Source organism: Rothia mucilaginosa (genome assembly GCF_001548235.1).
Taxonomy (GTDB): Bacteria; Actinomycetota; Actinomycetes; order Actinomycetales; family Micrococcaceae; genus Rothia; species Rothia mucilaginosa_B.
This window is the reverse complement of the sequence record NZ_AP014938.1, coordinates 414,481-429,075: the sequence shown is the minus strand read 5'-3', so window position 1 is coordinate 429,075 and position 14,595 is coordinate 414,481. Positions and strand designations below refer to the sequence as shown.

The following is a 14,595-nucleotide window of genomic DNA, read 5'->3' as shown; positions in this document are numbered from 1 at the left end:
TAAACCCAGTCGCCGCTAAAGCCGGCGCACAGGTTTAACGCCAAGCGTCCAAACGCCCCGATACTTGTATCGGGGCGTTTGTGCGTCTACGGGCAGGTTCCGGGCGTCTGTCTCAACGGTTGGTTTAGAGGTAACTCCCAGCCAAAGCCGCCCGCCTCAAGTCGGAGAAGGACGCAGCTCACAGGTAGAATAGACAAGTGCTGTACGTACTGGACCCACCCGGTGCACGCGGCAGACAGAGGTAGAAGCGGCGCACCGTCGCACCCGAAACCCCAAAGTCACCGACACACTACACCCCGATGAGGAGCCCCGTCATGGAACAGGCAAAGACGATTCTGATTGGCGCAGAAACCTACCCGCCGGACATCAACGGTGCAGCACAATTCGGTCACCGCCTCGCCACCTCCATGCTCAAGCGAGGTCACTCCGTGCACGTGGTCGCCGCCAGCCCCATCCCCGGCCCCAGCTACCGCACCGAAGTAGAGAGTGGCATCGTGGAGCACCGCCTGCGCTCGCACCTGCCTCCGACCCACGAGACGAACCGCATCTGCGTGCCCTGGGAGATCTGGTCCGAGGTTGGTGCAATCCTTGACGAGGTCCGCCCGGACGTGGTGCACGTGCAGTGCCACTACATTATTGGCCGTGCCCTCATCTTCCAGGCGAAGCGCCGCGGTATCCGCGTTATCGCAACGAACCACTTCATGCCGGCGAACCTTGACCCGTTCCTGCCTTTCCCCGCTCCTGTGAAGCGCGTGATTGAGAAGGTCACCTGGAAGGACATGCGTTTCTGCTTCTCCAAGACTGCGGTCGTTACCACCCCCACCCAGATCGGTGCGGATGCGATGCGCGACCTGGGCCATTTTGACCGCCCCGTTATGCCGGTTTCTAACGGTATTGAGATCAGCGACTACGAGCTGGCTGAGGGCGCTGACGCTGGCAAGGTTCCCGGTGAGCTGCGTATTGCCTTCGTGGGTCGCCTTGCCGAAGAGAAGAACGTGGACGTGCTCATCGAGGCGCTCTCCCTGCTGCCCGACACTCTCGAGCACGTGGTGCTGGATATCGCCGGTGGCGGTGAGCTGCGTGAAGCTCTTGAGCAGAAAGCGCACGATTGCGGCGTGTCCGACCGCGTGATTTTCCGTGGCTTCGTTCCGGATGAGCATCTGCCCGAGGTGTACCAGATGGCTGACGTGTTCTGCCAGCCCGGTACCGCCGAGCTGCAGTCCCTGGTTTCCCTGGAGGCGATGAGCGCCTCCACCCCCGTGGTGCTTGCGAACGCGCTGGCTCTGCCGCACCTGGTGGAGGATGGCGTGAACGGCTACCTCTTCGAACCCAATAACGCTCAGGATTTGGCGAAGAAGCTGGAGGCGGTGCTCTCCCTGCCCGCCGCTGAGCGTGAGCAGATGGGCCGCGAGTCCCGCCGCATCGTGGGCTTCCACAGCGCTGAGAACACCTGGCGCACCTTCGAGGAACTGTACGTGAGTGATGCTCCGTACCAGCGTTACCTGGATTCGCGCCGCTAAGCTTCTCTAGATTCTGAGCGTTGAGTAGGAGAGAGCGTTTTTCGTTCTCAGTCGCCGTTCAGGTACTCTAGAGGATGGTGCTGGCGCCCATTGCGTGCCGTCACTGCACCGGATGGGGAGTTAGCTCAGCCGGTTAGAGCAGGGGACTCATAATCCCTTGGTCGCGGGTTCGAGCCCCGCACTCCCTACGGCCCCGCCCGTCGACTTCACCCACTTGTCGGCGGGCGGGGCTTTTTCGTGCCCTCTTTTCGTGCTCTTTTGTCGTGCACTCAGGGTGCCTATTTTTGTTCATGGAATGCATCAACGGTGATGAAAATGAGTAAATGACGAACGAAGACGCATCATAGCGTTCAATACTGTAGGGTTGAAGAGTCTTGTCACGAAAGACAGTGTGATGCCGCCGGTAGATGCCGATTCAGCCGGTAGGTGTTGCATCCACACACCATACGAGAGGATCTCAATGTCGGAGAACACTCCCAACAACCCGTCGCAGGGTGCAGCCGGCGGCTACGGCTACGATGCTGGCGCGCATCCCGCGCAGGATGCTTCGCTTCCGGGTCAGGCTGCTCAGCCGGGTAATGCAGCTCAGGCTGCCCAGCCGAGCCAGCCCGTGCAGCCGAGCCAGCAGGGTAATGTTGCTCAGCCTGCCGCACCGGTAGCACCGCAGCAGCCTGTTCAGCCTCAGCAGGCACCCCAGCCCGCTCAGGCAAACGCTAATGCACAGCCGAATTCTGAGGCTCAGGCAACCCCCGCACAGCCCGGTCAGCCCGCCGCCGCACCCCAGCCCGGTACTGCTCAGCCTGGGGCCGCGCAGCCCGGTCAGCCCGGCCAGGCAACCTATGCGCCGAGCGCACCGCATCCGGCAGTGAAGGCGCTGGGGGCTACCTGGAACGCGTTCCTGGATGTTTTCTCCAGCAACCCGGCGACCGCGCACGCCCGCATCTCTTCCGCAGGTGCGTGGGGTTGGATTGTTCCCACGACTCTGCAGTCGCTGGTGGGCGCTTTCTTCTTCAGCCGGCTGGTTATCCTGGCTGCCACTGTCGCGATGTCCATGATGGGCTATATGTACGGTCGAGGCGGTGCCTACGGTGGCGCCTACGCCTCGCAGGCCGTGCCGACCGGACGCATGATTCTGGCGTACGTGCTGATGGCTCTCGCCATCTTCGGTGTGCAGGTTCTGCGCGGTGTGCAGCTGCAACTGACCGCGCGTATCGGCAAGGCTCCGGCGTCTTTCACCGCGAGTATGCACGCGGTGTCGGTGTCTTCTTTGGCGCTGATTCCTTCGTTCCTGCTGCTGAACTTGCTCGTGTTCTTCATGACCCTCAGCCGTAGCGGTGACGGTGCGTCCTTCCTGACCATGCTCATGGGCCTGGGGCTTGCTTTCGCCGTGTTCTCGGGCGAGGCGCTCACCTACCTGGGCCTGAACCGTCTGGGTCGTTTCGCGAAGTCCCCGATTATTATGCATGCAGCGTTGAGCACTGCGTGGGTTTTTGCCTCCATGATTGTTTACTACGTGGCTATTCGCCTGATGGGAGCCTAGTATGCACGCGATGACTCACGCCCCGAGCGCGCCGACTCGTCAGCGCTGGATGTTCCTGGCGGTTCTGCTGACCATTGCCGCCCTGATTCTAAGTGCCTGCGGTGCGAAGATTGAGACTCAGCTGGGCCTTGAGAGTGCCGAGAAGGGCACCCGTACCATGCAGGTTTCCTTTAACCTCAAGGACAACAAGGACAAGATTAGGGGCGGTTCGGAGGCTCTGGATGCGTCCGTGCGTAAGCACCTGCCCGAGGGCCTGGAATACGGTGGTATTCAGTCTGAGGGTGACAAGGCACGTGCGACCTTCACCATTCCCTTCTCCTCTGTGGATGAGTACCGTAACAAGGTTGCTTCTATCCTGAAGGCTGCTGGTTCCAAGACCGAGCCTACCGTCACTATTCTCAATACCGAGCAGGGCCTGGTGCAGGGTATCCAGGTGAAGGAAAACTTCAGCTCGAAGGAGCTGCTGGATTGGGTCCCCGAAGCTCTTGTTGTTGATGGCGTGATTGAATCCTCCAACAAGAACAGTGTGTTCAACAGCAGCGGCAGCGAAACCACTGTGAAGTTTGGCGAGAAGGAAGTAAAGAATTCCGGCGGTTCCACTATCTCTGCGAAGGACGTGCAGGACCGTGGATTCAAGGCGATGGTTCTTGAGCTTCAGGAAAAGGACGGTGGCTACTCTGCTACTGCCTCCTTCGTAGCGAAGGACATCATGAACTCGGAGACCGCTGCTGCGATCGACGCCTACCTGAACCAGGTCAAGCCTGAAGGCTCCGAGCTGAAGAAGGGTCTGGAGTCTTCCCAGGCAACCTACATGGCTCCATCTGCTTCTACCAGTGCGGCGAAGGAAGAAGTGGGTCGTACCCTGACCTTCAGCGCATCCTCCCTGGACGACCTGAACACTAAGCTGAAGAAGCTGCTGGGTGCAGGTACCACCGATTTGAGCTACACCCGAGAGGTCAAGGAAGAGTCGAAGACCTTCTATGTGCGTAAGACCATGAAGGGCGTGCTGGACTGCTCGCTGCTGTGTTCTCCGGAAGGCGACGGCCTGGAAGTCATCCTGAAGGACAGCTCCGACCACAGCTATCAGGTTGATAACACCGGCAACTCTGGCTCTTCCTCTTCGAAGAGCGTCCTTCACCTGAGCCGTTACCTTTCGCAGCAGGTGGCTATGAAGGGCATGAAGGTGGCTACTTCCCTGGGCCTGGACGGTTCCATGGAGGCACGTTTCCTCTACTCCTTCCCGAGCTCTGACGTAGCTGGTGCAGAAGAGGCTCTGAAGAATGCTTTTGCTGGTGGTAGCAATGACGAGACTGAGGTCCGCCAGGACGGCGACGCCACCATCGTGAGCGTGAAGGTTCGCGGTAAAGACGAAGCTGAGTTCAACCAGCGACTGAATGAATACCTGCCCGAATCGAAGGTGACCGTCACCCGCTCCGGTGGCTACCACCCCTTCGGCAGTGACTACACTCTGAAGCCGGATATTAAGCTCGTTCAGAAGCTGGGTAACTACTACCGTGTTCCTTACGAACTCACTTTCAAGGCACCGACCTTCTCCTCGCTGGACCAGCAGAAGGTGAACACCCTCAACTATGATTTGGCGCGTGCCGGTGTACAGTTCACCGTCAATGGTGGCGAGCTGAGCGTCAAGAGTGAGAACGGTGTGTTTAGCGGTAACGCGTTGACTGTTCCGGTGTCCGGTCTGAGCATGACCGACGTAATCGTGGATGCGGTTATTGTGGGTCTGCTGCTGCTCATCCTGGTTCTGCTCTTCCTGTTCCGCAAGAAGATTGCGGCGGCTCGCGCGAAGGGTCGTGAGCGTCGTGCCGCTTCGGCTGCGGCACTGGGCGCGGCGGCGGGTGTTGCGACCGGTTACGGCGCAACCCAGGCTGACGCACAGAACGGCTACCAGGCACAGGGCGGCTACGCTACTCAGAATGGTTATGCCGCTCAGCCCGGTTACCAGGCACAGGGGGGCTACCCGGCGCAGAACACCGCCTACGCTACGGGGGATGATTCGCCGACTCAGGTGTTCACCCCGCAGCACGGCGTGAACTACGGCGAGAACGAGCCGACCAAGGCAATGCCCGCGTATATCCCTCCGACTGAGCAGCCGGTTCAGCCCGGTCAGACTGCTCAGCAGCCTGTACAGCCGAACCAGTTCGGTGCTGATGACGGTGACGTCCTCCAGTAAGTAGCTGCCTCTAGCACCTACGCTAGTGGGCACAACTTAGGCTGGCTCCTGTGGCCCGTTGCCTCCTTCCCCGGAGGTGACGGGCCACAGCTGTATCTGGTTCGGCTCATACTCGGCGCTAATACCCGCGCCTAATAACCAGTACCCACGCCTAATATCCGCCCGGCACGGGTAGCAGAATGCTAGGTTTCTTCGACCCCAGCAGGCTCATGGGGTTGACGTACTCGGTGGTCTTGCCGCTGCCGTCCCCGCGGGCGCCTCCCTGTCGTACACCCCAGTACAGGCAGGGGGTGGAGCATCGCCGGTAGGGGCGCTCGCTGTTGCCGTTCGCCGTTCCTGCGACAGTGCCGATGACATCACCGGCTGCAACGGTGGTGCCGACCGGTAGTGCTTCGTCCATGGGTTCGAAGGTGCTGCGTCGCCCATCCGGATGCGCAATGACCAGTACTTTGCGGTTGACGACCGTGCCGCTGAAAACCACTTTTCCGGGTGCCGGTGCGTAGACGCGCCGGTCGTTTACGGGTACGGCAAGGTCTACGCCGCGGTGCCCCGCGCTCCAGCGTTGGGTGGGCTTCTCAAAGGGGCGGATCACCCGCGGTCTGGATTCGGCGGTGGGGGAGCGGTAGCGTAGTCGGCTCGCGGTGAGCTCAACGGTGTGGGGAATGTGCGCGTTGCCGGGAACTTGTGTACTTGATGCGGCACCGTCAGTAAACCCTGCCCCGCCTGTAAAACTGAGCCAGCCTGAACAGACCTGCCCACCCGAGATCACAAGTGCACCCAGCAGGCAGCACGCCACCAGCATCGTGCGCCGTAGCGTTGTCGCTAATGTCTTCATGTTCTGCTTCATCTTCTGAGCACATCACGAATTGCCTCGCCCCGTAGCGCCTCACGAAAAATTGTGGATAACCCCGCCGTTTTCGCCTTAAAATCCTTTATCCACAGTGCCCCTGCACACACTCACCGCGCCTGCGCAGGTTTTAACCCTAATCCGGCGGATTAATCGCGGAATATACGGTACAATGTCGTATTGCAGTGTGCCTGCGCGGGTATTCTCCCTCATCGAGGGATTCCGCACAGCTTCACTGACGACGCGCGGCGTGAGCGGCATCCTCAAATGGGGAGCCGATAAGGGACCTTCGGTCCACCCACACAGGGTGGTTAGGGCCTGAGCTAAACGGTAACCGTGAACGCTAACCGCCGCCAGGAAAAACTGATAACTACTATGCGCGCGTTGGGCTAGCCCGAATGGGAGGTCCGCGCGGCACCAAAAAGGAGACGACATGCCCGTCGTAACTATGCGTGAAATGCTGGACTCCGGCGTTCACTTCGGTCACCAGACCCGCCGTTGGAACCCCAAGATGAAGCGTTTCATCCTGACCGAGCGCAACGGCATCTACATCATCGACCTGCAGCAGTCCCTCGCCTTCATCGACAAGGCATACGAGGCTGTTAAGTCGACCGTCGCACACGGTGGCAACATCCTGTTCGTGGGTACCAAGAAGCAGGCTCAGGAAGTTATCGCTGAGCAGGCAACCCGCGTGAACATGCCCTACGTGAACCACCGCTGGCTCGGTGGTATGCTGACCAACTTTAGCACCATCTCCAAGAGCATCGAGCGCATGAAGGAACTCGAGCAGATTGACTTCGACGATGTAGCAGGTTCTCGCTACACCAAGAAGGAACTGCTCCTCATGCGTCGCGAGTTCGAGAAGCTCGAGAAGACCCTCGGCGGTATCCGTAACCTGTCCAAGGTTCCCTCCCTCCTGTGGGTTGTTGACACCAAGAAGGAGCACCTGGCAGTTAACGAGGCTCAGAAGCTGGGCATCCCCGTTGTTGCTATCCTCGACACCAACTGCGACCCCGACGAGGTTGCTTTCCCGATTCCCGGTAACGACGACGCTATCCGCTCCGTCAACCTGCTCACCCGCGTGATTGCTGACGCAGTGGCAGCCGGCCTGATCGAGCGCAACGCTAAGAAGAACGGCAAGGCTGAAGCAGCTGAGGAGCCCATGGCAGCTTGGGAGCGCGAGCTCCTGGAGCAGCACGAGGCTGCACAGGCTGAAGAGGCAGCTAAGTAAGCTTTCTTAGCCCACTAAGCTTTATGCTTTGTGGCCCCCGCCTGCGGGGACCACGTTCGGACGGCGCCCGCCCTGACCTGGGCGCGGCGCCGTCCGCCATTTGTACCACCGGGATGTCATCCCGATTTATTACAGCAACACAAGGAGTTCACAATGGCGAACTACACCGCAGCAGACATCAAGGCACTGCGCGAGAAGACCGGCGCAGGTATGCTCGACGTCAAGAAGGCTCTGGACGAGGCTAACGGCGACCAGCAGAAGGCTGCCGAGATTATCCGCGTTAAGGGTCTGAAGGGCATCACCAAGCGCGAGGGTCGCGCAACCGCTGAGGGTCTGGTAGCTGCACGCGTTGAGAACGGCGTTGGCTACATGATCGAGGTCAACTCTGAGACCGACTTCGTGGCAAAGTCCGACCCCTTCATCGCTTTCGGCCAGAACGTGCTCGAGGCTGCTATTGCTGCTAACGCTTCCACCCTGGAAGAGCTGCAGGCTGCATCCTACGAGGGCAAGACCGTTGAGGAGCTGACCACCGACGCTGGTGCACTGCTCGGCGAGAAGATCGTTGTCCGCCGCGTTGCACGCGTTGAGGGCGAGAACGTTGCAGTTTACCTGCACAAGACCTCCAAGGACCTGCCGGCACAGGTTGGCGTTCTGCTGGCTGTCTCCGGTGAGAACACCGACGAGATCGCACACGACGTTGCAGTGCACATTGCTGCAATGAGCCCCAAGTACCTGGATTCCGAGTCCATCCCCGCAGACCAGATCGAGACCGAGAAGCGCGTTGCTCGCGAGACCGCAATCGCTGAGGGCAAGCCCGAGAAGATTCTGGACAAGATCGTTGAGGGTCGCCTGAAGGGCTTCTTCAAGGAGAACACCCTGCTCGATCAGGACTTCGCGAAGGACTCCAAGAAGTCTGTCGCACAGGTTCTGTCCGAGGCTGGCGCAACCGCTACCGCGTTCGCACGTTTCCGCGTGGGCGCATAAGGACTCGCTGCAGTTCTACCCTTCCGTATTGCGGGTTCCCGGTAAGGGAAATCGTATGAGGTTGGGATTATAGCCTGAAGCCGGGTAGTCACCACTGGTGGCTACCCGGCTTTGCTGTATCCTTGATAAGGACTAGGCGGCAGGAGTCCGCCCCAATCACCCATAACAATCCCTAGGTAAGCCACTGGAGGAACCATGACTGAAGCGAATCCCCGCCCGATGCACCGTGACGAAACCGGCCGCCGCCGCGTTTTGCTCAAGCTTTCCGGTGAGGTTTTTGGTGGCGGTGAAGTTGGCATTTCGACCGAGGTCGTGCGCAGCATCGCTAAGCAGATCGCCGCAACTGTTGGCGAGGTTGAGACCTCCATCGTGATTGGTGGCGGTAACTTCTTCCGTGGCGCTGAACTCTCTCAGGCGGGTATGGATCGTTCCCGTGCAGACTACATGGGTATGCTCGGCACCGTGATGAACTCCCTGGCTCTGCAGGACTTCCTGGAGCAGGAGGGTATTGACACCCGCGTTCAGTCGGCTATCACCATGCCGCAGGTTGCTGAGACTTACATTCCTCGCCGCGCGATTCGCCACATGCAGAAGGACCGCGTCGTGATTTTCGGTGCTGGTGCGGGTCTGCCCTACTTCTCCACCGACACTGTGGCTGCTCAGCGCGCCCTGGAAATCCACGCAGATGAGGTTCTGGTGGCTAAGAACGGCGTGGACGGCATCTACACTGCTGACCCGAACAAGGACCCCAACGCTGAGCGCCTGTACAACCTCACCTACGATGAGGCAATGCAGCGCAACATCCGCGTGCTGGACCAGACCGCGTTCTCCCTGTGCCGTGACAACAACGTGACCATGCGCGTGTTCGGCATGCAGGGTGAGGGTAACGTGACCCGCGCGATTCTGGGCGAGAAGATGGGTACCCTCGTTACTCGCTAACGCCTAATTTTCTAGGCCGGGGCATGTTTGATGCCCCTCTGATTGTGACCGTGCTCGATAGCCCGGACTTATTCTGGACGGTACCGCGCGGGTAGGCGCTAAAACTCGCTTATGCCCGCCGGTACCGTCTAGACTTATATCAAATACGACGTTCTGCCTCTTTCCCGTCGACTTCGCATTATTCCTCAGGTTTTCGCCTCGGATGCGCCGCGAACCGGTAGGGAAATCATGAAGGCTGAACGCGCACCCACCGACAATTCTGGTACCCCAGAATACCGACAAAGGAGATCCTTTCGTGATCGAAGAAATCCTTGCCGAAGCCGGCGAGAAGATGGAAAAGACCATCGAAGCAACCAAGACTGAGTTCGCTAAGGTTCGTACCGGTCGTGTGAACCCCGCAATCTTCAGCGGCCTGACCGCCGAGTACTACGGCGCACCGACCCCGCTGCAGCAGCTGGTGTCCTTCAACGTTGAGGACGCACGTACCGTCAAGATCGTTCCCTTCGACGTGACCGCACTGGCGGCTATTGAGAAGGCTCTGCGTGACTCTGACCTGGGTGTTAACCCCAGCAACGACGGTGCAGCTATCCGCGTTGTCATGCCCGAAATGACCGCTGAGCGCCGTAAGGAATACACCAAGCTCGTCAACAGCAAGGCTGAGGAGTCCCGCGTTTCCATCCGTAACGTTCGCCGCCACGCTAAGACCGCTATCGACAAGCTCGTCAAGGACAGCGAAATCGGTGAGGACGAAGGCGCACGCGCTGAGAAGGAACTGGACGCACAGACCAAGAAGCACATCGACCAGGTCGACGCACTGTACAAGCACAAGGAAGCTGAACTGCTCGAGGTCTAAACCCTAATGAGTGCACGCAAAGAAGCGAAAGAAGAGAGAAGCGCACCGCCTGCGCCACAGCCGAGCCCGCAGACCGCTGCAACGCCGGTGAAGTCGCGCAGCGCCAAAGCTGGCCGTAACCTGCCCGCCGCCATTGGTGTGGGCGTTGGTTTCGGCATGCTGCTGGCGCTGGGTCTGATGTACCAGCCGATTTTTGTTGCGATCGCTACCGGCGCGGCAGCTTTGGGCGCCTGGGAGATTGGGCACGTGCTCAACACCCGCCGCGGCTACGGCATCCCGGAGTACCTGCTGGGTGGCCTGTCTGGCGCAATTGTGGTGGTGTCGTACCTGTTCGGTTTTACCGGGCTGGGCATCGCCCTGGCGGTGAGCCTGCTGGTGCTGCTGTTCTCTTCTGCTCTTGTGCGTGCTGACCGTCAGGTCTCACTGGGTAAGTCTTTGAGCGGTAGCGCCCTGGCTCTGCTGTGGGTGCCGCTGATGCTGGGCATCGCCATGGTCTACTTCCAGACGGACCACGGCGAGCGTGGCGTCCTCATGATTCTGCTGATGGCCATCTGCAATGACACGTTCGGCTTTATTGCCGGTGTGAATTGGGGTAAGCACCCGATGGCGCCGAAGATTTCCCCGAAGAAAAGCTGGGAGGGCCTGGCTGGATCCTTCGTCGGCTCGGCGGTTGTTGGTGCTATCGCCTTGGCGGTCATGGGGTCGCCCTGGTACTGGGCTATTCCGCTGGCGGCGGTTATGGTGGTCGCTTCGACTGCCGGTGATCTGGTGGAGTCCGTGTTCAAGCGCCGTATGGGTGTGAAGGACATGTCGAATATTCTGCCCGGTCACGGCGGCATGATGGATCGCCTGGACTCGATTCTTTTTGCTGCGGCGGCTGGTTGCCTGATTTTCCGGTTTATTATGCCGCTCTAGGCCTGAAGCTTTGATTGATTGCAGGAGGCGGGGCGTTTCTTCCCACGAGTGGGGGAGGGGCGCCTCGCCTTTGCTATACCCGTTTGCTGTACCCATCTTGCTGTACCTGCCTTTTCTGTACCCGGTGAATCAGGGGTGTAGGGGACTATATCTAAGACACCGCCCGCCAACCTTGCATCGGGTAGCCTCAGCATTGGTATTCTTAAAGTTCAATCGTCGAGAGGAGCCACCTTGGCAAGCACCACCCGCGGAGACGGATTTGCCCGTGCAGCAGAAACCGAACCCGGCTACAAGCGCAGTGAAGTAGACCGCCTGTTCACCCGCCTTGCCGAGGACTACGAGAAGCTCAGCGGAGCCTCCGAGCTACCCGAAGACCTCTACACCTCCCGACGAATCCGCCAGGTCGTCTTCCGTGAAGAGCCCGGCGGCTACCAGCTGGATGTGGTCGACCGCGCCCTCGAAAAGATTGAGGAACGCTTCGCCAAGCTCGAACGCAGCCGCTACATTGAGGCGTACGGCCTGGACAACTGGGAACGCTCCCTAGTGGAGACCGGCGAGCTGCTCGCTGGCCGCCTGGAACGCCCCGCCGGTGAGCGTTTCCGCCGCCCCAGCAAGCGCCGCCACATGGGCTACTTCGTCGGCGATGTGGACGCCATCTGCGACCGCGTGTACGCCCAGCTCAACAGCGAAGAGCCGCTGGACCCCTCCGTGGTGCGCCACGCAAAGTTCCGCCCCGCCTCCGGCACCGTCAGCTACGAGGAATCGCAGGTGGATGCTTTCCTGGACCGCTGCATTGAGCTGCTGCAAGATCTGCTCTAAAACGTTATGTGTTGAATCCCCCGCCCCGTATGACAGGGTGGGGGATTCTTCTACGCTGGGCTCATCTAGGTTGAGTCCTTCTACGTAGCGGCGAATCAGCGTGCCTCTGCGAAGCCGCGAGCTCATGAGACACTAGAACCATGAAGTTTGGATCCTCAGCACGCGTCGGCGGCAGCCGCGACCGCCTCACCGACGCCCTCACAGAACTCACCCGCGCACCGCAGCGCGTCACCCTCCTCGGCTCAACCGGCTCCATCGGCACCCAAGCCATGGAAGTCATCGACCACCTCGCCGCGCTCAAGGGCACCAGCGCCTCCGCCGACGACGCACCGCTGAAGGTCGTCGCCCTCTCCGCAGGCTCCCGATCCCTCGAACTGCTCGCACGCCAGGCAGTGCACGTGCGCGCCGAACTGATCGCCACCAGCGGTACCGCAGAAGACGCGCAGCGCCTCCGCGAACTTATCGAAGCGGCAGCCTCCGAAGCCGGCATTACCGGCTACACCCCGCAAATCGCTCACGGCGCCGAAGCCTCCGTACAGGCGGCAGCACACCCGGCAGACACCGTCCTCAACGGCATCACCGGCTCCATCGGCCTGGAACCGACCCTCACCGCCCTCAACAGCGGCTACCGCGTGGCACTGGCCAACAAGGAATCCCTCATCGCAGGCGGCCCGCTCGTACGCGCCGCCGTCGACGCATCGCCCCTGAACACCCCCATGGTGCCCGTCGACTCCGAACACTCCGCCCTCGCGCAGGCACTCGCCTCCGGAACTGACGCAGAAATCGACCGACTGATTCTCACCGCATCGGGCGGCCCGTTCCGCGGCTACAAGCGCGAACAGCTGCACGACGTGACCCCCGCGCAGGCGCTCGCACACCCCACCTGGGACATGGGCCTGGTCGTCACCACCAACTCGGCAACCATGGTCAACAAGGCACTCGAAGTGCTTGAAGCACACCACCTGTTCGGCGTGGACCTGGACCGTATTGACGTGGCGGTTCACCCGCAGTCGATCGTGCATTCCATGGTGCAGTTCGTGGACGGCTCGACCATCGCGCAGGCGTCGCCGCCGAGCATGGTGCTGCCCATCGCGCTGGGTCTGACCTGGCCGCACCGCATCCCCGGTGCCGTGCCCGCTTGTGACTGGTCGAAGGCGGCATCCTGGACTTTTGAGCCTCTGGACGAGGAAGCATTCCCCGCCGTGCGCATGATCAAGGACGCCGGTAAGATCGGTGGCACCCACCCGGCAGTGTTCAACGCCGCCAACGAGGAAGCCGTCGCTGCATTCCATGCGGGAGCGATTCGCTTTACCGACATTGTCGATTCGGTCGCGCGCGTGCTGGAGGAGCACACCGGCAGCGCTGAGGCTGTCTCTGACGCTGATTTGACGCTGGAGGCTGTGCTGAACGCGGAGCGTTGGGCTCGCGTTCGCGCGAATGAGCTGCTGGGTATGACCGGCAACTAACCGGTTCTGGGGGAGGCACCCGCATTTCTAGGGGATGCGGCCGGTGCAGAAGGGGCGGTGTTCGTCTTCGCCTCGCTGGTTGGGACGGCACGCCGCATGTTTCCTCCGCGCCTACGCAGGGGCACCCGTCACCCGGACGCTCCGCTCTTCCTTGCTTCGCTTCGGAGAGCGTCCGTGTGACACCCTGAGGGCGCTTCCGGAAAACACGGCGCGCCACCCCGTATCCCGATAGAAAAACATGCGGTGCGCCGCCCAGACACTGCATGGTAGGCTAGTGTTCAAATCATCTTCTCTCAAGGGCAAACAACGATGAGCCCTGTGAACGAGTGAACAAAGATGCAGCTATATTTCACGAGGAAGTGCACACCTATGCGTCGACAGAACACCCTACGAGCCCTCGCCGGGGCTCTACTCCCGCTGACCCTGGTGCTTAGCTCCTGCGCATCCGGGCAGCCCAGTGCCGACTCCTCGGCTTCCGCTAACGCTGAGAAGGCGTATAGCGCCTCCAAGAGCCCCGATAGTCAAGCTATCGAAAAAGTAGAGAACCTCGCCTCACTTTCTGACAACGTTGTTCGTGCCTACCAGCGTTCCCTGAGCCAGTGCATGGCTGAACGAGGATTCCAGAACTACAAGGTTCCTGCAGGAGAAACTGAACCCCCGCTGCTACAGACCACTGGTTTCGAACCTCTCACCGTTGCGGATGCCCGCGCTCGCGGATACAAAGAGCGCTCATCCTTGGTGACTGCTGAGCTGGAAGAGCAGAGCCGGACTATGAGCGACGCTGAAAAGCAGGCTCTTGACGGTACCGAAGGAAAGGGCGGTTGCCGGCAAGAAGCCACCCGCGCAGTCTTCGGTTCAGAGGAATCCCGCGCGACCATACGAAAGGTCTACATTACTGCCGTTCACTATCTTAACAACGACGCAATCTTCAAAGACCTTGGGCCTGCCACCGAGAAGTGGGCACAGTGCATGAAAGAACACTTTGGAGGCGACTACACCACTCCGGATATGGCTCGCCTACAGTACCGCCAGAACAACCAAGACACCCACGAACTGGCAATCAACGACGCGACCTGCCGCGAAGCAACCGGGCTGGATGCCGAACAGCGGAAGATAGCTATCGCTTACCTGAGTTCCTTCCTCGAAAAGGAGCAGGGCCTCATCGAGCAGGTGACCACCGCCAAGAAAACCGCTGAAGAGAACGCCCGAAAGATTCTGAGCTAACCCTCCGGACTAATCAGACCGGACTAATCAGACCGGACTAATCAGACCGGACTAACCAGAACAGGC

The 14,595-nt window shown here is 60.3% G+C and carries 12 protein-coding genes and 1 tRNA gene; 12 read left to right on the top strand and 1 reads right to left on the bottom strand.

The annotated features are described in order from the left end of the window. Positions 1 to 314: 314 nt before the first annotated feature. From RM6536_RS01605 to RM6536_RS01590, 4 genes are all read left to right on the top strand, one after another. Positions 315 to 1,520: a glycosyltransferase gene (locus RM6536_RS01605; RefSeq protein ID WP_060823763.1), complete on the top strand. Its 1,206-nt coding sequence runs from the start codon at positions 315 to 317 to the stop codon at positions 1,518 to 1,520. Positions 1,521 to 1,634: 114 nt separating this feature from the next. Beyond that, positions 1,635 to 1,708 (top strand) — tRNA-Ile (locus RM6536_RS01600). A 272-nt stretch (positions 1,709 to 1,980) separates the two neighbouring features. Continuing rightward, positions 1,981 to 3,060 (top strand): hypothetical protein, encoded by a 1,080-nt coding sequence (locus RM6536_RS01595; RefSeq protein ID WP_060823762.1) that lies wholly within the window; start codon positions 1,981 to 1,983, stop codon positions 3,058 to 3,060. 1 nt (position 3,061) lies between these two features. Further along, positions 3,062 to 5,251, top strand: a complete 2,190-nt coding sequence (locus RM6536_RS01590) for a hypothetical protein (protein WP_060823761.1) — start codon at positions 3,062 to 3,064, stop codon at positions 5,249 to 5,251. A gap of 151 nt (positions 5,252 to 5,402) precedes the next feature. Here the strand turns inward: RM6536_RS01590 and RM6536_RS01585 are convergent, their stop codons facing one another. Next, positions 5,403 to 5,843: a M23 family metallopeptidase gene (locus tag RM6536_RS01585; protein ID WP_060824870.1), complete on the bottom strand. Its 441-nt coding sequence runs from the start codon at positions 5,841 to 5,843 to the stop codon at positions 5,403 to 5,405. A gap of 688 nt (positions 5,844 to 6,531) precedes the next feature. On the opposite strand from RM6536_RS01585, the gene rpsB reads away from it, so the two are divergent. From rpsB to RM6536_RS01545, 8 genes are all read left to right on the top strand, one after another. Then, the gene (gene rpsB, locus RM6536_RS01580; protein WP_005508818.1) at positions 6,532 to 7,329 is read left to right on the top strand and encodes a 30S ribosomal protein S2; all 798 of its coding nucleotides are present in this window, start codon (positions 6,532 to 6,534) and stop codon (positions 7,327 to 7,329) included. A gap of 153 nt (positions 7,330 to 7,482) precedes the next feature. Continuing rightward, positions 7,483 to 8,313, top strand: coding sequence for a translation elongation factor Ts (gene tsf / locus RM6536_RS01575; RefSeq protein ID WP_005508816.1), 831 nt, complete (start codon positions 7,483 to 7,485; stop codon positions 8,311 to 8,313). A 195-nt stretch (positions 8,314 to 8,508) separates the two neighbouring features. After that, positions 8,509 to 9,252 (top strand): UMP kinase, encoded by a 744-nt coding sequence (gene pyrH / locus RM6536_RS01570; RefSeq protein ID WP_005507067.1) that lies wholly within the window; start codon positions 8,509 to 8,511, stop codon positions 9,250 to 9,252. 295 nt (positions 9,253 to 9,547) lie between these two features. Then, complete coding sequence (frr, locus tag RM6536_RS01565) at positions 9,548 to 10,105, top strand: ribosome recycling factor (protein WP_060823760.1); 558 nt, start codon at positions 9,548 to 9,550, stop codon at positions 10,103 to 10,105. Positions 10,106 to 10,111: 6 nt separating this feature from the next. Beyond that, entirely contained in the window at positions 10,112 to 11,020 is a 909-nt protein-coding gene (locus RM6536_RS01560; RefSeq protein WP_060823759.1) for a phosphatidate cytidylyltransferase, read from the top strand. 231 nt (positions 11,021 to 11,251) lie between these two features. After that, on the top strand, positions 11,252 to 11,839 hold the full coding sequence (locus tag RM6536_RS01555; RefSeq protein WP_060823758.1) for a cell division protein DivIVA: 588 nt from the start codon (positions 11,252 to 11,254) through the stop codon (positions 11,837 to 11,839). Positions 11,840 to 11,979: 140 nt separating this feature from the next. Then, the gene (gene dxr, locus RM6536_RS01550) at positions 11,980 to 13,305 is read left to right on the top strand and encodes a 1-deoxy-D-xylulose-5-phosphate reductoisomerase (protein WP_060823757.1); all 1,326 of its coding nucleotides are present in this window, start codon (positions 11,980 to 11,982) and stop codon (positions 13,303 to 13,305) included. Positions 13,306 to 13,674: 369 nt separating this feature from the next. Next, a complete protein-coding gene (locus tag RM6536_RS01545; protein WP_060823756.1) occupies positions 13,675 to 14,529 on the top strand; it encodes a hypothetical protein in 855 nt (284 codons plus the stop codon). The last annotated feature ends 66 nt before the right edge of the window (positions 14,530 to 14,595 follow it).